Genomic DNA, 17,805 nt, shown 5'->3' with positions numbered 1-17,805 from the left:
CTTAAACTCACGCGTCTGTGAATCCGGCACTTGTCTATTGGGGCGGCAAAACCTACAAAGACTGTAACTTTTCATGGAGGCGAAGATGCTCACGATCGGCACTCTGTCAAAGAAGACCGGCACAAAGGTGCAGACCATTCGGTACTACGAGCAGATCGGGCTCATGCCCGAACCCGGCCGGACTGAAGGCGGACAGAGGCGCTATGACAATGCACAGCTCGACCGACTGTCCTTTATCCGCCATTCGCGACAACTCGGCTTCTCGCTTGATGCGATCCGCGAGCTGCTCGACCTCAGCGACCAGCCCAATCGGCCCTGCGAAGAAGCCGACGCGATTGCGCGTCGCCAGCTAAAGCAGGTGGAGCAGCGCATGGCCCGTCTGAAGGCGCTGCGCACCGAACTGAAACGCATGGTTCACGAATGCAGCGGTGGACGTACCGCCGATTGCAAGGTGCTTGAGGTGTTGCGGGATCATTCCGAATGTTTGACCGAACACGACGAGATCGGTGCCTGAGATGCCTGCCGCGCTTGCCTATCCGCTTGCGGCCTTGGCCGAGATCGCCGGGTGTTTCGCGATCTGGAGCTGGTGGCGCCTCGGCGCATCCGCGGCCTGGCTCGTACCGGGTATTGTAGCCTTGGTGGTATTCGGGTGGCTTCTGGCGCAAGTCGAAACGGTTGCTGCGGGCCGCGCCTTTGCCGCCTATGGCGGAGTCTACATTGCGGCTTCGGTACTGTGGATGTGGCTTGCAGAGGGTCACAGACCGGACAGGTGGGATACGCTTGGCACAGCCGTTTGCTTGCTCGGCGCAGCTATAATACTGGCCGCGCCACGAACCAATTGAACTTTATGGTTTGAACTTGAAACCGTCTCAAATCGCGATCTCATCGCCCCATAAAAAGGGCTATACTCTACTTTGGTTGAGACGCCTGACTGACAGCTCCCGGCGGTCGTACATGGAACTGACCATTATTAATCAATCCGGAACTCTGATCTGCCCGAGAGGTTGAAGGATCATAGTCGACCAAGCGGAATGGGAAGTATGACTGCAGGAAAAGGAGCAAGCGAAAGACGCACCCTTTGGATTGTTCTCGGTCTAAACGTGGGTCTTGCCATGGCCTTTTTTGCGACCGGGGCCTTCGGGGATTCCAGTGCCCTGATCGCAAACGGGCTCGACAACCTTTCAGACAGCTTGGTCTACGCAATCAGTCTGTTTGCATTGTCGCGGTCTGCGAAATGGAAACGTGGTGCGGCGAATGTCTCGGGCTGCTTGCTGATCGTGTTCGCCATCGGGATCCTTTATGATGCTTGGCGCCGCTATGTCGGTGGGTCGGATCCCCTTGGCACCGTTATGATCGTCATGGCGCTGAGCGCGGCGGCCATCAACTCAGTTTGTGTCTGGTTGCTCGCTCGGCTCAAAGATCCGGACGTCAACATCCGCGCGGCCAATACTTTCAGCTGGAACGACTTTGCGGCAAACCTCGGAATCGTGGTCGCAGGTGGCCTCGTTGCCTGGCTGGGAACGAACTGGCCCGACCTAGTCGTCGGTGTGATTATCGCCGGGATCGCGGCCTGGGGCGGTGTCAATATCCTACGCGACGCACACGGTGAACACCACAAAGCAGTTCACACGGACAAGTAGTTGCGAGAGATCGTTTCTAAAAGAAGGGGTTGAAGCTACAGTACCTATAGAGACTAGTCTGTTCCAAGACGATTCGAGGAGCGACTCCGTTGCAGATAACCAACCCCCTACTTGCACCCACCAAACTACTGGATTTTGATGCCGCGCCTCTTGCGCATCTAATAGAGAGCCGCAGCTGGCGCGACTTATCCGAATACGATCGGATCGGAGCTGCCTATGATTTCGTTCGAAATGAAATCTCGTTCGGATACAATCGAGCTGACGACATCCCCGCATCCGAGGTACTTTCCGACGGCTACGGGCAGTGCAATACGAAAGGCACGCTCTTAATGGCGCTGCTGCGTGGTGTTGGCGTTCGTTGCCGGTTGCATGGGTTTACGATCCACAAAGGCTTGCAGCGCGGTGTTGTCCCAGAGTTGGTGTATCCGCTTGCTCCAGAGGAAATTCTCCATTCGTGGGTAGAGATCGAATTTCAAGGGGCCTGGATCAACCTTGAAGGCTTCATCCTGGATGACGCTTTCTTCGAAGTCCTGCAAAGATCGTTCTCGGACACGGACAGTCTCTGCGGTTATGGCGCGGGCACGGATTGCCTTGGCGCGCCTCCCGTCGCCTGGAACGGAGAAGATACCTACATTCAGAAAACCGGCATCGTGCAAGATTTCGGCGTGTACGATACGCCCGACGCCTTCTATTTGTCCCATGAGCAATCCTTTGGAAGGCTGCGTGGTGCCCTTTACCGTCATATAATACGCCACTGGATGAATGCGCGCGTACGTGGTTTCCGCAGCGGCCGCCTGAAGACTGACCGACGCGCGACACACGCGCATGAGGAGCCTGCCAATGCCGCATGATCACGGGCACGCGAATATCGATCCGAATTCTGGGGATCGACGGGTTGCGATCGCGATCTGGGCGAATGGGCTACTTACTGTTGCGCAAATCGTCGGGGGCATATTGTCGGGCAGTCTAGCACTTATCGCCGATGCGCTGCACAACTTTTCCGATATGGCCTCGCTTGTCATTGCCTTCGCCGCGCGCAAGATCGCGCGCCGCCCGGCCGATGAGCGCATGACTTTCGGCTATGGCCGGGTCGAAATCGTCGCTGCCCTGATCAACTACACCACCCTGATCGTGATCGGCTTCTACCTGATCTACGAAGGTGGCATGCGCATGATTGATCCACCCGAAGTCATGGGGTGGACCGTCGTCATTCTCGGTGGAATTGCGCTTGTGGTCGACACGCTGACCGCAATGCTGACCTATTCGATGCAGAAGGGGAGCGTGAACATCCGCGCGCTGTTTCTCCACAACCTTTCGGACGCGTTGGCTTCAGTGGCCGTCATAGTCGGCGGGACGCTCATTATACTTTATGATATGCGTTGGGTGGATCCGGCCATCACCATCGGCATCGCGCTCTACATCCTGTATCTGTCCTTCACCGAAATAGGGGGCCCAATTCGAACCCTGATGCTTGGGAGCCCACCAGATATTGATGGAAATGACGTGGTCAGAGCGATCCAGAGTGTCGATGGCGTTGTGAACGTGCATCATGTCCACCTGTGGCAAATGCAGGAGAACACTGCGGCATTGGACTGCCATATTGTTGTCGAACGCGACCGGATGGGTGAGGCCGACAAAATTAAAGAAAACGTCAAATCGGTGCTGCATGAACGTTTCTCAATCGAGCATTCCACGCTTGAATTCGAAGCGACCGACAATGCGCATCAGGAGGCGCAGGTGTTCGGACACCGCTCATGACGATTGCCCAAGGCATACTAGTGGTCGTAGGCCTGCTGTCCGGTCTGGTTTTGATTGGTGCGCTCTTTTGGTCGATCGCCCGCCCGTCCAAGTGCATCTGGCCTCCAAACAGATATGTCGCGTAGCCCTTAAATGGGCTCTGCCTCACCTTGTGTGGCGGAAGGTGTCGCGTAGCCCTTAATTGTGAGATGAGAGATTCAACGAAATCAACGGCTGTCCTTTGCCCTTAAATATGAGATTTTGCCTTTAATTCCGATATTTTTGCCCTTAAACCTGAGACAGGGTTCACAGACATGTGCAGCAAATATCGATGGATGATTATGGCGAAGACTCCGTTGCAGTTGGCGCTGAAGAGGCGCGCAGGGCCGCGGTGCTGCGCCCGCTTGTTCAAGCATTTCTGAAAGGGACTGGCAGTCTGGAAAGTGGCATCAATGACGCCGTTTGGGAGCTTGGTGTCAGCAGGGCGACGGTCTGGCGTTGGATAAAGCGGCTGGTCGAAGAAGGTGGACGCACCAGCGCGCTGGCTCCGCGGAAACGGGGCCGCCCGGCCGGTACGACCTTGATATCCAGCAAGGTCGAAGCGGTGATCGAAGAACATCTTCGCCGTTATTTCTTGCGCCGGGAGCGTTCGAGCCTCTCGCGCGTCGTGACTGAGATCCGCAGCGCCTGCTGGCAACAGGGCTTGCAGCCGCCGACAAGGCGGACGGTTCAGCATCGTCTGGATGCAATGGATGCCCGTGAAGTTGCGAAGGCACGCGAGGGCGCAAAGGCGGCCCGCCAGAAATTTGCGGCCGTCACAGGCGAAAACAAGGCAAACCAGCCACTGGAGGTCGTGCAGATCGACCATACGCCTGCGGACATCATTCTCGTCGATAGTCTTGAACGCCAACCAATTGGCCGACCATGGGTCACGCTGGCGATCGACGTCGCAACGCGGATGGTAACCGGATATTACACCACTCTCGAGGCACCTTCGCGTCTGTCAGTGGCGCTTTGCTTGACACAGGCGGTGGCCCCCAAGGCGGAACTTCTGGCGGAATTGGCGTGCAATGTTCCTTGGCCAGCGCAGGGTAAACCGCACAGCATCCACGTCGATAACGGTCGCGATTTCCGGTCGCGGGCTTTTCAGTCGGCATGTGCGGAATGGGGGATCGATCTGGTCTATCGGCCGCCGGGAAGTCCTCATTTCGGAGGTCACATCGAACGGTTGATCGGGACGATGATGGGGGCCGTTCACCTGTTGCCGGGAACAACGCAATCCTCGATCGCGGCCAAGGGCGACTATGACGCCGAAGGCATGGCCACGATGACGTTGAGCGAATTCGATCGCTGGTTTGCTCTGGAAATCTGCCGCTACAACAACAGCATTCATTCAAGTCTTGGCTGCACGCCCGTCGCCAAATGGGAGGCGCTCTCAGAAAAAATGATGGGCGACATCCCCTTCGAGATGGAAACCTTTTGGGTGAGCTTCCTGCCGAGCGAACTGCGCAAGATCAGGCGGGACGGTATCCATCTGTTCGAGATACGGTACTGGTCCGATGTCCTCGCAGGCCACATTGGGCGCGGGGATGGAAAGGTGGTCGTTCGCTACGATCCTCGCGATATCTCAATGATCTGGGTCGAACTGGACGATGGCCGATATGTTGAGGCGCGGTACAGAAACCTGGAAATTCCGCCCGTGTCACTCTGGGAATATCGCGATGCGATGAGGAAGGCCCGTGCCCTTGGCAAGTCCGGGTCCAATGAGCTGGTGCTGGCTGAGCTGATCCGACAGCAACGCCAGGTCGAAGCTGAAAGCCGGGGCCTGACGAAGGCCGAACGCCGATCCCGTGAAAGAAAAGTGACATTGGAGGGCGCCAACTCGGCTGTCGCGACAACCGAAGGGCTGCGCGCGATCGACACGGGTGATACATCGCGCCCATTGTTCAAGGTGGAGAGATGGTGAATTGACGGCAGGGACAACTGAGGAAGACGGTCGGGTCGCCCTCATTCAATCGGACATCTGGATCGGCTTTCCGCGGGCCGAACAGGTGTTGGACCGTTTGCAGTGTATGATCGAGGCGCCTCGGCAAACCCGTATGCCAGGGCTTCTTGTGCATGGCGCGTCCGGGATCGGAAAGACAATGATTGCCCGAAACCTGTCGCGCAAGTACGCACCAGAATACGATCCGGCATCAGGCATCACCCTCACGCCGCTGCTGCTGTTGCAAGCGCCGCCCGCACCTGATGAACGGCGGTTCTATCTGCACATCCTGGCCGCCGTCGGCGCCCCGGCGACGGCACTGAGCGCCCGCGCTCAAAATGTGGCTTCCCTCGAAGTCCGTGTCATCGCGCTCTTGCGCGACCTCGGCCTGCGGATGATCATGATCGACGAGGTTCACAATCTCTTGGCCGGGACCCACCGCGAACAGCGCCGCTTTCTCAATGTTCTGCGGTATCTCAGCAATGAACTCGAGGTGTCGCTGGTCTGCCTCGGGGTCAGCGAGGCCGTCGATGCCATCCGAGGTGATATCCAGCTTGCCAGGCGACTGGACGAACATCACCTGCCAAACTGGCGCGACGATGCCGAGTTCTCGGACATGATCCAGACACTCATCGCGGCAATGCCCCTCGAGAAGAAATCCAATCTGAAGGTCAAGTCGCTCAAGCAGATACTGGCGCTGAGCGGCGGGGTGACTTCGCGCATCTTCGCACTGATCAAGGATCTTTCCATCGACGCCATTGTCACAGGTGAGGAATGCATCACCGATGACGCAATCGCAAAATGGACGCCGGTTTGGTCGCGCCATGCGAACGCCCATCGGCGACTCGAGAAGTCCGGGGGGTGACGCCGCGACCGCTGCCAAAGACTGTCGCACCGCTTCCAGACGAGTTGTTGTCAGGTTGGTTGTCTCGGTTGGCTGCGGCCAACTACTGTGATGACGCCGAACTGCTGGCTCATATCGAAGTCGATACCACGCATGGCACCGCCTTGGACTTCAGCATCGACGCGGCAGCGGCGGAGAAGATTGCGAGCGCTGCACGTGTCTCCCCAGATGTCGTGCGATCTTTGACCTTTCCGGCAATAACGCCAGGAGAAGCCTCACTGACGGCCCAGATGCCATTCCAGCATTGTCTGCAATGCTCCCGAGAGGGCCTTTCGCTCAGGCATTGGAGGCGGGCCTGGGCATTTGACTGTCAGGTTTGCGGGACGAGACTTGTGCAGACCCTTGGCAAAATCGGTGAAGAACAAATATCTGGAAAACTGATATACCGAGCGCGCCGCGGGGCAGGGATGCTTGCCTGCGCCGCGCGATCACGCAGCCCCAAGCAACTTCGGCGCGCAATGCGCGCGGTCACCTTTGCCATGTCACTTAAGGGCTGCCACCGGAAGCCGTTGTTTGCTCTTCAGAGCCACAAACCGGAAGTGAGGCTGTTTTGCCTTGCTGCCATTGATGCAGCCCAATCTCGTCCACTGATCAAAGCGGCCATCTCAAGCTCCGGCATCGACGACTATGCAAAGGTTGCTCTTTTGCGCACTTTCGAGAAGGAGCCACGTCTGCTTGCCGCAGTTGATCAGATTGCGCAGAGGCGGGCGAGAAGCAAAGGCCCCATGACAGCCAAATCTCGCAATTAAGGGCAAAACTCGATGCCGAAAGCGTCGCGTCTCAGATTTAAAGGCAACGCGACAGATGACTTAAGGCGTAATTAGAATGTGAAACCCGTTCTGCCATCAGCGCAAGATACACTCTGAAGCTGATCGCCTATGGCCCCTTGCAAGAAGCATCCCTCGGGAAGAACCAAATCACGCGCAACAGAGCTTTCGTCATACGGACATTCAGTTTCCACGGTAGAGCACGCGCCGAGAGTGATGAGGCTCGCGGTTGCTAGCGACAGACGCCATGCAGGCCTACGATTGGCGGGCAACTTCCGGAACCGATGCATGAGCGTCTTCGAAGCTAGCATCTGCAACGGGTTCTTGGTCCTGTTCCTCTTTCGAGCTGTGGCATGACTTGCCCATCATTTTGAACATTAAGACGTGTGCGCCAATGCAAAGTGCGATTGGCGCAAAAAGCCCGAGATTGTTCCACATCCCGGCAATCGTCCCACCCGCAAGCAAGAATGCAGCGACAGGAAGCAACATGACAGCGCAGCATACCATCATGCCGTAATGCATCAGTTTTGACGAACCCGCTGTTTGCTGCTGATCTTCGTTTGCCATAGTCCATTTTCTCCATACTTTTCTGGAGCACAGCCTTACAAGCTTCCAGTAGACGAGGGTCAAGGATACATTTCGATAAATATTAGCACTAGCTACCCGATCATATTCGCGTTTGCTATTGTGGATGATTGATAGAATCGTTGTGTCTAAGAGTCTTCAAAAGTCCCAAGGGCATCTCGATGCCTACCCCAAGTGCTTGTAAAGCAAAGCCAAAAGAGAAGAACATGTATCAGTTGAATAGGCGCCATTTTCTGACTTCTACGGCCGCCTTGTTTGCAGCACCGTTGCCGACACTTGCGCAGGAACAGGATGTGGTCGAGCCAAAAAGAACACCCATATCCGACAGATCCATGTGGGCGAGATGGGATGCGCGGGTAACGCCGTCAAACTATGATCCCGCAACGTCAAACCCTTGGGGCTTGCATTCCCGTTTCTTGCCGCAGCGGGTTGCGGCGAATTCCGGCCTCGTGCCAGGGGACATTCATGTGGATGCCGTCGCAAGATATCTTTACCACATTCAGAGTGATGGTACGGCCATGCGTTACGGCGTCGCGATCGCGCGGGGTGATTTGTATGAGCCGGGCATCTACAACATCAAGCGCAAGGCGCGTTGGCCGATATGGACCCCGACTGCATCAATGATTGAACGCGAACCAGACGTTTACGGGCCCTTTGCTGATGGAATGGATGGCGGACCGACGAACCCTTTGGGATCGCGCGCGCTTTATCTTTACGAGGGGAACCGGGACACTTACCTGCGCATCCACGGAACACCTCAACCAAGATCAATCGGTAGCCGGGCGAGCTCTGGATGCGTGCGCATGGTGATGGCACATATCATTGACTTGCATGCCGAGGTCAGAACCGGTTCGACAGCATTCCTCTATCCTCCGGAGAATGCTGTGACTGCGCCAAGCGAATTTGATCTGACCTAAGTGAGGGCCAATTATGCTCAGGTGCAGAGTAACACCTTAAGAAATTATGAGATGCAGGAAGACGTAGCGCATTTTGGAGTGATGCGTCGAAATTTCCGCTGTAGCGGCTCAATGTTCTCTGTGACAGAGCTCGTGATCAGCCAAAGATGCAAGAACGTAGCAGTCTTCCGATACACCCTGCCCATCGCAGCTCTTGGAAATCCGCGCGAGTTCCTTTTCCAGCAATTTCAGCCGTTTGATTTTGGCACGTACGTCTGCGAGCTGAGCGACGGCTATGTCGGTTGCTGCCTCGCAGGATCGGTCTGGGTGATCCTGTAGTTCGATCAGTGAAGCGATGGCTTCAATCGAAAACCCCAAATCTCGGGCGTGCCGAATAAAGCTCAATCGCTCAAGCCCGGCTTTGTCATACCGTCTTTGATTGCCGCTCGTGCGCTCGGCTTCCACGAGAAGTCCCATTTCTTCGTAGTAGCGAATGGTTGGAACTTTGACCTTTGTGCGCTTTGAAAGCTCGCCGATAGAAAACATGAAGAAACCTCTTGAATCTCTAGTCACTAGAGACATTACACTATCATCAACATAAGATGAAAGAGGTTACCCCATGGCAGGATGCTGCGGACATGACGCCAAGTTTGATGGTGTCTCAGATGACTACAAACGACGACTTTGGATAGTCATTGCACTAAACGCGATAATGTTCGCGGTTGAGATGACTGCGGGTCATTTGGCGAAGTCACAGGCGTTGCAAGCCGATGCTCTCGACTTTGCGGGTGATGCGATGACCTACGGCATTTCTCTGGCAGTCATTGGTGCCTCACTTCACGCCCGTACCAATGCCGCGCTGTTCAAGGGTTTCAGCCTCTTGTTGATGGGACTTTGGGTATTCGGATCGACTGTCTACCGCGTGTTTTATGTCGGGGTTCCCACGGCCGAGATCATGGGTGCTGTTGGTTTTTTGGCATTGCTCACCAACCTTGCCAGTGTGTTCTTGCTGGTGCCCTACAAGGATGGTGACGCCAACGTGCGTTCTGTCTGGCTATGCTCGCGCAATGACGCCATTGGCAACGTTGCTGTCATGTTTGCGGCCTTAGGCGTATGGGGCACCGCAACCGGCTGGCCAGACCTGATTGTCGCGACGATCATGGCGGGCCTTTTTCTGTCATCAGCGTTCCAGATTGTGCGGCAAGCGCTCGTGGAACGGAGGGAAATGATCGACCGCGGACACGCGGAGGTATGATATAAGGCGTTCTGATGCATAGGTTTGGCGAATAGAGCAGGAACGCTAGCCGCGATCCTATATTCTGTAGCCTCTTCAGCGCCACGTTTGTGGTCCCCAAAACCACATACCTTGCTTGCACCGGCGTCTGTGCAGGCTCCCATATTAACCCTATTTGGGAATCTTATCCCACTTGGGATATGCGGCTGGGTCACCTTCGCTGAACTTCACTTGAATGACTACTTTGGGGAAGCAAGCGCTTGGCACATGATTTTGTATTCGCTTGGTTTTACTCCCTTATGCCGGAAGGCAGTGCTCTCTAACTCAACCCGGCTCACTTTGTTCCGGCAGTCTGGTGCAAATTGGCCGACCGCTGTTGGTGCGAAGTGGAAGGAAAGTGGTTTCGACCGGACCGGCGTGCCGGTAGACATAGCACCCGTCTGTTGGGTCTATCATCACTGCATTGAGGTCCTGAAAAGGGGCGGCAATCGCCGAGACGCCTTCCGGCAATTCTTCAATAAATGGGTTGGGCGGAACGTCATCTTCAGTCGAGACACTTGCACATGCCGAAAGCCCAAAGAACGAAATACAAAGCAACAGAATTCGGTAGTTCATCTAGTCATCCTCAAATGCCAGCAAAGCATGACTAAACCTCTTAGCAAGGACCAGAGCAATCTTCCAGCAACGCTAGTTACTCTTTTGTATCAACTTCTTTTGTCTGATGGTTGAGATGCAATTCCTTCTCAGGGCACTCTCCTACGCCTTTCAGCTTAGTGGACATCACCTCCTTTGGCCATCATCAAGTGATGCTCTTGGTGGTGGGCACCTATGGTCATCAGACCGATGAAACTCAATGCAGCAATTTGGGTCGCATCTCCAGAAACATGCATGGTGACGCCGCTGTCGATCTCTTGAACGGCAACCTCCCAGCCGGTCTCTGCAGCAAGGAATGGTGCATGAGCAGGGACCATTGTTTTGATCGCTCGCTGCGTGCGCGCATCGCCGGTGACGACGAAAGTTGCGCCTTTCGGGGTTGCGGACGCGCTAACGCTTGCGTCCGTAGCGACCAAATCCATATCGATCAAATGCTCCCGCAGGGCGGTGATGTTGACCTTCGACCAGTCTGTACTGGGGTCGTCTCGCAAGACTTGTGTGATTTCGGCAACCGCAGAAAATGCACCCTGCCCAGGCTCTGACAACACAAGGTTTGGTTTCCCGCCCATATCAGCGTGATCTGTGTGCGCGTGTTGAGATGCCGCCAATGTCGCCAATGCAATCCAAGCAAAGAAGCTAGTGAGTAAGATCTTCATTGATCTCTCCTTCGATTTTTCCTGAGTTGCGGATACCAACCGGCTTCAAAAATCTATATGATCTTGATCATATGACACCGACGCCTTTCAATCTCTTGCCAAAGACGGCTCTAAAATCCGTAGAAGTGCAGAAGGGAGATCATCTGTTTCGCGACGGCGATCGGACGTTTGGCCTTTTTGTTGCCCAGAATACGACCGTGCATTTGGTCCGGGCAAGCGAGGATGGCGAAACCATCATGATACACCGTGCGACGCCTGGAACGTGGTTTGCCGAGGCATCGCTTTTCTCCGAATCCTATCACTGTGATGCGGTGGCACAACAAAGCGGAAGCGTGCTCATCATCGACAAAACAGCGGTCTTAAAGGGGCTTCAGGAGCATGACTTCGCGAAGGGATATTGCAAGATACTGTCTGTCCAAGTTCAGCTGACACGACAGATGCGCGAGATTCTCGCCATTCGATCAGCCAAGGACAGAGTATATGCTGGTGTTGTTGCAGGGCTTCTTGTCGGGACAGTCATCGACTTTGCGGCCACTGTTTCGCTGACCCATGAAGCCACATATCGCGCTCTGCGAGAATTGGTTGCCGAAGGCAAAGTGCTTAACCCTCAAAGAGGCATCTACCAACTGCACCACCACTGATTGGCTTTCATGATTTGCTGAATAGTTGTGTCAGTGCCATGGACAGGAATGTAACCATGAGCACGAGACTAACGCATGCAACTATTATCGCCTTAACCGACCTTGCCGAAAATGGACCTTTCTTGGTGTCGGCGGGGTCCGATATTACCGCCAAGTAGGCGAACACCGCACCCGGCAGAAGCGCGTAGAGGTATACGCCGGATATGTTCTCGAACAGATAGGAACGTTCGAGTGTTGGTCCGACAACACGGAGCGCCGTCCAGCGGTCACCGCCAAACGAGCCAAACCAATCTGCTGAAAAAACGTAGATCAGCATATGAAGCATTACGAAGGCACCCGCGCGCGCAAAGCTATCCAAGGCGATATGGCGAATTGCCGATCGGTTTGCCTTCTGCACGACTCCGGATAAAGCAACGAAACTAATATAGTTGATGATGACGACAACAGGCAAACCGTTGGTGACGACCTGCCGGAAGAATCGACTGAGGGCCGTTGGGTTTGTCACCAGAATTTTGGCAAAGTCCGGCGTAAGTGCGACGAAAACAATCAGAAATGGCAGCAGGCTTAGAATGCTGAGAAGCGTCAGGTTCCAGCAAAACAGACCGAAAGGTAGATGAAGGCTGAAGTGTTTGCGAAAGGTGTCTTGCAGCGCCACGTCAGGCGTAGCTTGCAAAAACCTGCGTTGAACCATCGTTCAGGACAAGCAAGACTTCATAGGGGTCACCTGTTCCCGCCACACCCATCCCGGGCGAGCCCATGGGCATTCCGGGAACTGTCAGTCCACGTGCGTCTGGCGCTTCGGCAAGCATACGCTGAATTTCGCGGGCTGGCACATGGCCCTCAACAAAATAGTCGCCAATGAGCGCTGTATGACAACCGGAGAGATCTGATGTGATGCTGAGACTATCCTTCATGGCCCAAAGAACCTCTTGATTGACGTCTTCAACCTCGACGGAAAAACCGGCATCTACCATCCGTTCGACCCACGCCGTGCAGCAGCCACAAGTTGGCGTCTTAGCGACTTGCATAATGGGTGCAGTTTGCGCGATCGCAGGGACTGTCACAAGCAAACCTGCTGCGCTCGCGATGAAATGCCGTCTGTTCACGTGGTAGTCCTCCGTTCGTTTGTACAAAGGTAGATTTTGCGGAACGCGAAGTCGAGCGGCGTACGGCTACCGATCTTGTTACATTTGGCTACAAACATGGGACGGGCATTTCCCTTCCACAACAGTTATATGACCCATATGATCGATATGCCGCACATTCTTGTCGTTGATGACCACCTGGAAATCCGAAAGTCCGTTTCCCGCTATCTGGAGCGTAACGGGATGCGCACCTCAGTGGCAGAGAACGCTGAGGAGATGGATACAAAGCTTACCGAGGCGAAATTTGATCTCATCGTATTGGATGTCATGATGCCGGGAGAGGATGGATTGAGTGCTTGCAAACGCCTTCAACAGACTTCGAAAATCCCTATCTTGATGCTGACCGCGATGGGCGATGACGACGATCGGATTGCTGGCCTTGATGGCGGTGCAGATGACTACTTGGCAAAACCATTCAATCCCAAAGAATTGCTCGCGCGTATCAACGCCATCCTCCGGCGCACGAAACAGATTCCGGAAATCGAGCCCTTCTCCGGTAAAAAGCTCCGCTTTGCTCATCTGGAATTAGACTATGATGGGCGCACTCTTTTTGATGAAGTTGGCAACAGAACAATGCTGACAACGAGTGAGTTGAAATTACTGACGATACTCTTGGAAAGACCGCGGGTGGTGTTCAGCCGCGACCAGCTTCTTGAACTCAGCGCGGGCAGGGTCGCCGGTCCTTTGGATCGGACGATTGACAATCAGATCAGTCGCTTGCGTCGCAAGATCGAGCAGGACGTATTGCGGCCTCGCGTCATCGCGACGATCAGAAATCGCGGCTATAGCCTTACTGCCGATATCAAGGTCATGGAGTGAAGTACATGGCTTGGAGGCTAAGAACACAAATTGCATTGTTGGTTTTGGGCGTGCTGTTTGTTGCGCAAGCGCTTAGTCTTTGGTTCTTTGTGGATGAACGATCACTCGCAGTGCAAGCAGCGATCGGTGCCGAAGCCGCAGGCCGCGCTGCCAATGTTGCGCAGCTGGTCGAAGGGGCGCCTACTGACCTACATGCCCAGATCATTCAGGCAGCGACATCACCATTGGTGCGATTTGACTTATCTGACCTGCCATCGGTTGCACATGGCAATCACGACGACGGAGGGGCCGTTGAGGCCCGCGTGCGCGCATTGCTTGGTGACAGCTACAGCCGTGATATTCGGGTTGAGGTTCATGAGATTGAACAAGGTTTGCTGCCTCTCCCAAACCTATCGCCAGAAATGGCTGAGATGCACGCAGAAATGATGCAGGGCAGTTTGGCCGCAATTGAAATGGAGCTATCCATCGCCTTGGCGGGTGGGGATTGGCTGAATGTCGGTACGCGGTTTGAGCGGCCACCTTTGCAATGGTCGACCGCATCCAATGTGTCCTTTGTGTTGACTGCAACGCTTCTGTTGCTTGCGAGCTTTTGGTTCCTTCTCACGCGATTGACTGGGCCACTGAATACCTTGGCGGATGCCTCTGAGCGATTGGGACGCGGCGCTGGTGAGGGATCACTGCCTGTTGTGGGTCCCAAAGAGGTCCAGGATCTGACAAAGGCTTTTAACACCATGCAAGACCGCCTGACACGGTTTGTTTCGGATCGCACACAAATGCTGGCCGCACTCGCCCATGATCTGCGATCGCCGCTGACGGCCCTCAGAGTGCGCGCAGAAATGGTTGACGATGATGAAACCCGCGCCTCTCTGGTCGCATCTGGTGAAGAGATGCAGCAGATGGTGGATGCAACGCTGGATTTCGCGAAAGGCGTTGGACAGCATGAAGAGGTCTGCCCAACAGATATTCATGGATTGCTCTCCGGATTTGGAACAGATGGTATGTCGCTCCTGTCGGACGAACCATTGATTGTACCTGCCAAACCAAGCACGATGCGGCGTGCCCTTCGGAACCTGATCGAGAATGCCATTCGCTATGGGAAGGAAGCGCGCGTTTCGTGGCAACCCGTCGATGGTTATGCTGAAATCCATATCGACGATCAGGGGCCCGGAATTCCAGAAAGTGATTTGGAGGCGGTGTTTGGTCCTTATGTAAGACTTGAGACATCGCGATCGCGTGATACCGGTGGTCATGGGCTGGGTTTGTCGATCGCAAGAAGCATTATTCTCGAACACGGCGGGTCCGTTGAACTCACGAACCTTCCAAAAGCAGGGCTCCGCGCTACCGTGAGACTCCCGTTCGAGCGCAACACAAAGCGGGATGAGACCTCCATGGATGCTCTCGTGGTAACCAAGCCAAAGGGTACCAAAAACCGCCGTCTTGGTGTGAGCGCCCAGTAATCCAATTCTGGAGCTGATGGCGGTGCGGAGGGATGACCTCAACGTTGCCGCCGCACAAGCGTTACATATCAGTACAAGAAACCAACGTGCCAACTATTCATGAAATCCCGCCGGGCAGTTAGAACTGCAGGAAAGCAGAAAAAAGAGGCAAGTTAGATGAATAAGAAAATGCAACTTCTATCGCGTCGGAACTTTGTTTCAGGTATCGGCGCTACCGCCCTAGCGGCCCCTTCCATTGTGAACGCCCAGGCATTGGATGGAGTGACTCGCAACGTTGCAGCATTTCGGCCGCATCAGTGGCAGGATCACTTTGAAACCATCGGTAAGGGCATTCTTTTGGCTGACACTGGGTCACGTTTCCTGCAGCATTGGACGGCCGATGGTGAGATGCGGACGTATCCAACATCGGTGCCACTTTCTGAAGACTTAACACGGCTTGGATATACTGAAGTGATCGACAAGAAGGTCGCACCCGGGTGGGGCCCGACGCCATCCATGCTTGAGCGCAATCCTGATTGGCCCGCCTATATCCAAGGCGGAGATCCGCGAAATCCTTTGGGTTCGCATGCGTTGTACCTCTCTTGGCAGTACTACCGGATTCATGGCACCCAAGACACTCGCAAGATTGGTAGAAAATCGTCTAACGGTTGCATTGGTCTTTTCAACGAGCAAATCGAAGAAGTGTTTGGCCGCACACCAATTGGAACACAGGTAAAGCTTCTCTAATGGATAAATCTGCTCTGTTTATTGTTGGCTTTTTCGTGATCGGCGGCGCTGGATTTGTTTGGCAGCAGATGCAGCCAGCCCCGCCGGTGAATGGCCATTCCATGACGCCTGCCAATCTGTCTGGTCTGGAAGTCGGTGATCCGATCGTTGAAGTGACACTGCCATCGGAGCTTTCTGCAGACGCTCAATTTGGTGAGAAAGTGTTTAACGTTGCTTGTGCGGAATGCCATGGTGCCAATGCTGCAGGGCAAAACGGGATCGCACCACCCTTGGTTCATATCACCTATGAACCCGGGCATCATGGTGATGGGGCCTTCCTCAGCGCGGCCCGCAACGGCGTAACCGCCCACCATTGGCAATTCGGAAACATGCCCGCCATTGAAGGCCTGACAGACGGCGATGTGAAGATGGTTGTCGCCTACATCCGTGAGCTCCAAAGGGCCAACGGCATATTTTAGAAGGGATGCGAGAATGCGCACAGGACTGGTAATTCTGACGACAGCAAGCATCATCGCGGCAACGGCAGCTTTGGCACACAAAGGCGCAACCGGTGTGGTATTGGAGCGCATGCAGGGCATGACCGCATTGAGCGATGTCCTTAAGGAGCTAACCCCAATGATGCGGGGCCAATCACCCTTTAATGCAGATCAAGTGCGCGCCGGTGCGGATGTGATGGTGACGCATGCGGGCCAACAGATGACCAGCCTGTTTCCAGAGGGTTCCGTTCAACCAGTCTCAAAGGTGTTGCCATCAGTCTGGGAGGACTGGGACGAATTCGTAGAGCTGGCCGAACAGTTGGAGTTGCGTGCTGAAGGTCTGAAATTGAGTGCCGACGTTGGTTTAGCTGCTAGCCAGCCTGACCAAGGGGCCTCGATGATGGGCGGCGGAATGATGGGATCGGAAAATGCCCCCGCGATGGGCGGTGGTATGGGTGAAACAAGCGAAATCATGACAGTTGATATGTTCGCGACCATGCCAACAGACACAGCATTTGCTGCAGTAGCGCAGACATGTTCTGCGTGTCACCAAAAATTCCGCGCCGAGGACGACTAGGCCGTGGGCATTTTTCGTTGGGTTGTCGGGGCAGGTTTGCTTGCCGGCGTCGGAACAGTGGCTGCTACGATCGTTTGGCCGATTGGCAAGGAAGTTGAAGAGATTGCATTGGTCGGCGATGTGAATAAGGGTGCCTACCTTGCACGTGCGAGCGGATGCATAGCGTGCCATACGAATGCGGAAGAGGGCGGTGCACCTCTCGCAGGAGGAGCACCTCTCAAAACAGACTTCGGCACGTTCTATCCGCCGAATTTGACCACCGATCCTGACTACGGGATGGGAAGTTGGTCAGCCGAAGATTTTGCGAGTGCGGTCCGTCAGGGCATCTCGCCCGACGGCGAACCTTATTATCCGACCTTCACCTATCCCTTCTATGCAAACTTCTCGGATCAGGATATCGCAGACCTTTGGGCCGCGTTTCAAACGGTGCCACCAGTGGCTGAAGCCGCACCCGAGCACGATGTTTCCTTCCCGTTTGACCAACGATGGGGTCTCAAGCTTTGGCGGGCTGCTTTCTTGGCCACCCCGGATACCGCCCCTGAACCGGACAAGAGTGATGCGTGGAATCGAGGCAAAGTGCTCGTCAACGGGGCGACACATTGTGCAGCCTGCCATACACCAAGGAATGTTGTAGGCGCACGGATCATATCCGAGCGTTTTTCAGGCAACGCCGATCTGCCCGTCGGTGGAAAGGCGCCTTCGATACTTTCAAGTGACCTTTTGGCGGAAGGGTGGGCCGCAGACGACCTCGCCTATGCACTGCGTTCAGGCATTACCCCGTCGGGTGATGTCTTTGGCGGATCTATGGCAGAGGTAGTTCAATTTGGCACAAGGTTCCTAACCGATGATGATTTGAACGCGATGGCGACGTACATCATGGACAGCGATACCTAGAAAGGTTTTTTAT

At 54.9% G+C, this 17,805-nt stretch carries 23 protein-coding genes; 17 read left to right on the top strand and 6 right to left on the bottom strand.

Features of this window, described 5'->3' with window-relative positions; all coding sequences use genetic code 11:
* The first annotated feature begins 85 nt into the window (after positions 1-85).
* From AN189_RS14385 to AN189_RS14350, 8 genes are all read left to right on the top strand, one after another.
* Positions 86-514 carry a helix-turn-helix domain-containing protein gene (locus AN189_RS14385; RefSeq protein ID WP_039965742.1) on the top strand — a complete coding sequence of 143 codons (429 nt, stop codon included), beginning with the start codon at positions 86-88 and terminating at the stop codon, positions 512-514.
* Between the two features lies 1 nt (position 515).
* Positions 516-842 carry a YnfA family protein gene (locus AN189_RS14380; protein WP_056037240.1) on the top strand — a complete coding sequence of 109 codons (327 nt, stop codon included), beginning with the start codon at positions 516-518 and terminating at the stop codon, positions 840-842.
* Positions 843-1,040: 198 nt separating this feature from the next.
* Positions 1,041-1,640, top strand: coding sequence for a cation transporter (locus AN189_RS14375; RefSeq protein ID WP_027238636.1), 600 nt, complete (start codon positions 1,041-1,043; stop codon positions 1,638-1,640).
* Positions 1,641-1,735: 95 nt separating this feature from the next.
* A complete protein-coding gene (locus AN189_RS18865) occupies positions 1,736-2,491 on the top strand; it encodes a transglutaminase family protein (RefSeq protein WP_027240784.1) in 756 nt (251 codons plus the stop codon).
* Positions 2,481-3,398, top strand: a complete 918-nt coding sequence (locus AN189_RS14365; RefSeq protein ID WP_027240785.1) for a cation diffusion facilitator family transporter — start codon at positions 2,481-2,483, stop codon at positions 3,396-3,398. The genes AN189_RS18865 and AN189_RS14365 overlap by 11 nt, the downstream gene beginning before the upstream one ends.
* A gap of 310 nt (positions 3,399-3,708) precedes the next feature.
* A complete protein-coding gene (locus AN189_RS14360; protein WP_157057504.1) occupies positions 3,709-5,343 on the top strand; it encodes a Mu transposase C-terminal domain-containing protein in 1,635 nt (544 codons plus the stop codon).
* A complete protein-coding gene (locus tag AN189_RS14355) occupies positions 5,303-6,226 on the top strand; it encodes a TniB family NTP-binding protein (protein ID WP_253279630.1) in 924 nt (307 codons plus the stop codon). Before AN189_RS14360 ends, AN189_RS14355 begins: the two co-directional genes overlap by 41 nt.
* Positions 6,163-7,014 carry a TniQ family protein gene (locus AN189_RS14350; protein WP_301281461.1) on the top strand — a complete coding sequence of 284 codons (852 nt, stop codon included), beginning with the start codon at positions 6,163-6,165 and terminating at the stop codon, positions 7,012-7,014. The genes AN189_RS14355 and AN189_RS14350 overlap by 64 nt, the downstream gene beginning before the upstream one ends.
* 273 nt (positions 7,015-7,287) lie before the next feature.
* Here AN189_RS14350 and AN189_RS14345 read toward each other — a convergent pair whose 3' ends face one another.
* Positions 7,288-7,599: a DUF2933 domain-containing protein gene (locus AN189_RS14345; protein WP_056037228.1), complete on the bottom strand. Its 312-nt coding sequence runs from the start codon at positions 7,597-7,599 to the stop codon at positions 7,288-7,290.
* Positions 7,600-7,823: 224 nt separating this feature from the next.
* Between AN189_RS14345 and AN189_RS14340 the strand changes: the two genes are divergently transcribed.
* The gene (locus AN189_RS14340) at positions 7,824-8,534 is read left to right on the top strand and encodes a L,D-transpeptidase (protein ID WP_056037283.1); all 711 of its coding nucleotides are present in this window, start codon (positions 7,824-7,826) and stop codon (positions 8,532-8,534) included.
* 108 nt (positions 8,535-8,642) lie between these two features.
* Here the strand turns inward: AN189_RS14340 and AN189_RS14335 are convergent, their stop codons facing one another.
* Complete coding sequence (locus AN189_RS14335; protein ID WP_056037225.1) at positions 8,643-9,059, bottom strand: helix-turn-helix domain-containing protein; 417 nt, start codon at positions 9,057-9,059, stop codon at positions 8,643-8,645.
* 73 nt (positions 9,060-9,132) lie between these two features.
* On the opposite strand from AN189_RS14335, the gene AN189_RS14330 reads away from it, so the two are divergent.
* Positions 9,133-9,768 carry a cation transporter gene (locus tag AN189_RS14330; protein ID WP_056037223.1) on the top strand — a complete coding sequence of 212 codons (636 nt, stop codon included), beginning with the start codon at positions 9,133-9,135 and terminating at the stop codon, positions 9,766-9,768.
* A gap of 303 nt (positions 9,769-10,071) precedes the next feature.
* Here the strand turns inward: AN189_RS14330 and AN189_RS18860 are convergent, their stop codons facing one another.
* Positions 10,072-10,362: a hypothetical protein gene (locus tag AN189_RS18860; RefSeq protein ID WP_083484432.1), complete on the bottom strand. Its 291-nt coding sequence runs from the start codon at positions 10,360-10,362 to the stop codon at positions 10,072-10,074.
* 155 nt (positions 10,363-10,517) lie between these two features.
* On the bottom strand, positions 10,518-11,057 hold the full coding sequence (locus AN189_RS14325) for a hypothetical protein (RefSeq protein WP_056037219.1): 540 nt from the start codon (positions 11,055-11,057) through the stop codon (positions 10,518-10,520).
* A 71-nt stretch (positions 11,058-11,128) separates the two neighbouring features.
* Here AN189_RS14325 and AN189_RS14320 point away from each other — a divergent pair, with 71 nt between their 5' ends.
* Positions 11,129-11,698, top strand: coding sequence for a Crp/Fnr family transcriptional regulator (locus tag AN189_RS14320; protein WP_056037218.1), 570 nt, complete (start codon positions 11,129-11,131; stop codon positions 11,696-11,698).
* Positions 11,699-11,705: 7 nt separating this feature from the next.
* On the opposite strand, the gene AN189_RS14315 is transcribed toward AN189_RS14320, so the two are convergent.
* Both AN189_RS14315 and AN189_RS14310 read right to left on the bottom strand, forming a co-directional pair.
* On the bottom strand, positions 11,706-12,353 hold the full coding sequence (locus tag AN189_RS14315) for a hypothetical protein (RefSeq protein WP_056037215.1): 648 nt from the start codon (positions 12,351-12,353) through the stop codon (positions 11,706-11,708).
* A gap of 1 nt (position 12,354) precedes the next feature.
* Complete coding sequence (locus AN189_RS14310) at positions 12,355-12,804, bottom strand: DUF411 domain-containing protein (RefSeq protein WP_055296334.1); 450 nt, start codon at positions 12,802-12,804, stop codon at positions 12,355-12,357.
* A gap of 138 nt (positions 12,805-12,942) precedes the next feature.
* Between AN189_RS14310 and AN189_RS14305 the strand changes: the two genes are divergently transcribed.
* From AN189_RS14305 to AN189_RS14285, 6 genes are all read left to right on the top strand, one after another.
* Positions 12,943-13,662, top strand: a complete 720-nt coding sequence (locus AN189_RS14305) for a response regulator (protein WP_056037281.1) — start codon at positions 12,943-12,945, stop codon at positions 13,660-13,662.
* A gap of 5 nt (positions 13,663-13,667) precedes the next feature.
* Positions 13,668-15,119 (top strand): ATP-binding protein, encoded by a 1,452-nt coding sequence (locus tag AN189_RS14300; protein WP_157057507.1) that lies wholly within the window; start codon positions 13,668-13,670, stop codon positions 15,117-15,119.
* Between the two features lie 156 nt (positions 15,120-15,275).
* Positions 15,276-15,845 carry a L,D-transpeptidase gene (locus tag AN189_RS18855; protein ID WP_157057503.1) on the top strand — a complete coding sequence of 190 codons (570 nt, stop codon included), beginning with the start codon at positions 15,276-15,278 and terminating at the stop codon, positions 15,843-15,845.
* Positions 15,845-16,303 (top strand): cytochrome c, encoded by a 459-nt coding sequence (locus AN189_RS14295; protein ID WP_056037212.1) that lies wholly within the window; start codon positions 15,845-15,847, stop codon positions 16,301-16,303. The genes AN189_RS18855 and AN189_RS14295 overlap by 1 nt, the downstream gene beginning before the upstream one ends.
* 13 nt (positions 16,304-16,316) lie before the next feature.
* Positions 16,317-16,898: a cytochrome c gene (locus AN189_RS14290; RefSeq protein ID WP_055296332.1), complete on the top strand. Its 582-nt coding sequence runs from the start codon at positions 16,317-16,319 to the stop codon at positions 16,896-16,898.
* Positions 16,899-16,907: 9 nt separating this feature from the next.
* Entirely contained in the window at positions 16,908-17,792 is an 885-nt protein-coding gene (locus AN189_RS14285; RefSeq protein WP_253279633.1) for a cytochrome c, read from the top strand.
* The last annotated feature ends 13 nt before the right edge of the window (positions 17,793-17,805 follow it).

Source organism: Loktanella sp. 3ANDIMAR09 (assembly GCF_001420005.1).
Classification (GTDB): domain Bacteria; phylum Pseudomonadota; class Alphaproteobacteria; order Rhodobacterales; family Rhodobacteraceae; genus Loktanella.
Note: the sequence above shows the minus strand (reverse complement) of the source record. Positions and strands in the feature narration are given on the sequence as shown.

What these genes read in the sequence shown, in the direction of transcription:
- AN189_RS14385 (WP_039965742.1), top strand. Translation starts at nt 86, where the DNA reads ATGCTCACGATCGGCACTCTGTCAAAGAAGACCGGCACAAAGGTGCAG.
- AN189_RS14380 (WP_056037240.1), top strand. Translation starts at nt 516, where the DNA reads ATGCCTGCCGCGCTTGCCTATCCGCTTGCGGCCTTGGCCGAGATCGCC.
- AN189_RS14375 (WP_027238636.1), top strand. Translation starts at nt 1,041, where the DNA reads ATGACTGCAGGAAAAGGAGCAAGCGAAAGACGCACCCTTTGGATTGTT.
- AN189_RS14365 (WP_027240785.1), top strand. Translation starts at nt 2,481, where the DNA reads ATGCCGCATGATCACGGGCACGCGAATATCGATCCGAATTCTGGGGAT.
- AN189_RS14360 (WP_157057504.1), top strand. Translation starts at nt 3,709, where the DNA reads ATGGATGATTATGGCGAAGACTCCGTTGCAGTTGGCGCTGAAGAGGCG.
- AN189_RS14350 (WP_301281461.1), top strand. Translation starts at nt 6,163, where the DNA reads ATGGACGCCGGTTTGGTCGCGCCATGCGAACGCCCATCGGCGACTCGA.
- AN189_RS14345 (WP_056037228.1), bottom strand. Translation starts at nt 7,599, where the DNA reads ATGGCAAACGAAGATCAGCAGCAAACAGCGGGTTCGTCAAAACTGATG.
- AN189_RS14340 (WP_056037283.1), top strand. Translation starts at nt 7,824, where the DNA reads ATGTATCAGTTGAATAGGCGCCATTTTCTGACTTCTACGGCCGCCTTG.
- AN189_RS14335 (WP_056037225.1), bottom strand. Translation starts at nt 9,059, where the DNA reads ATGTTTTCTATCGGCGAGCTTTCAAAGCGCACAAAGGTCAAAGTTCCA.
- AN189_RS14330 (WP_056037223.1), top strand. Translation starts at nt 9,133, where the DNA reads ATGGCAGGATGCTGCGGACATGACGCCAAGTTTGATGGTGTCTCAGAT.
- AN189_RS18860 (WP_083484432.1), bottom strand. Translation starts at nt 10,362, where the DNA reads ATGAACTACCGAATTCTGTTGCTTTGTATTTCGTTCTTTGGGCTTTCG.
- AN189_RS14325 (WP_056037219.1), bottom strand. Translation starts at nt 11,057, where the DNA reads ATGAAGATCTTACTCACTAGCTTCTTTGCTTGGATTGCATTGGCGACA.
- AN189_RS14320 (WP_056037218.1), top strand. Translation starts at nt 11,129, where the DNA reads ATGACACCGACGCCTTTCAATCTCTTGCCAAAGACGGCTCTAAAATCC.
- AN189_RS14305 (WP_056037281.1), top strand. Translation starts at nt 12,943, where the DNA reads ATGATCGATATGCCGCACATTCTTGTCGTTGATGACCACCTGGAAATC.
- AN189_RS14300 (WP_157057507.1), top strand. Translation starts at nt 13,668, where the DNA reads ATGGCTTGGAGGCTAAGAACACAAATTGCATTGTTGGTTTTGGGCGTG.
- AN189_RS18855 (WP_157057503.1), top strand. Translation starts at nt 15,276, where the DNA reads ATGAATAAGAAAATGCAACTTCTATCGCGTCGGAACTTTGTTTCAGGT.
- AN189_RS14295 (WP_056037212.1), top strand. Translation starts at nt 15,845, where the DNA reads ATGGATAAATCTGCTCTGTTTATTGTTGGCTTTTTCGTGATCGGCGGC.
- AN189_RS14290 (WP_055296332.1), top strand. Translation starts at nt 16,317, where the DNA reads ATGCGCACAGGACTGGTAATTCTGACGACAGCAAGCATCATCGCGGCA.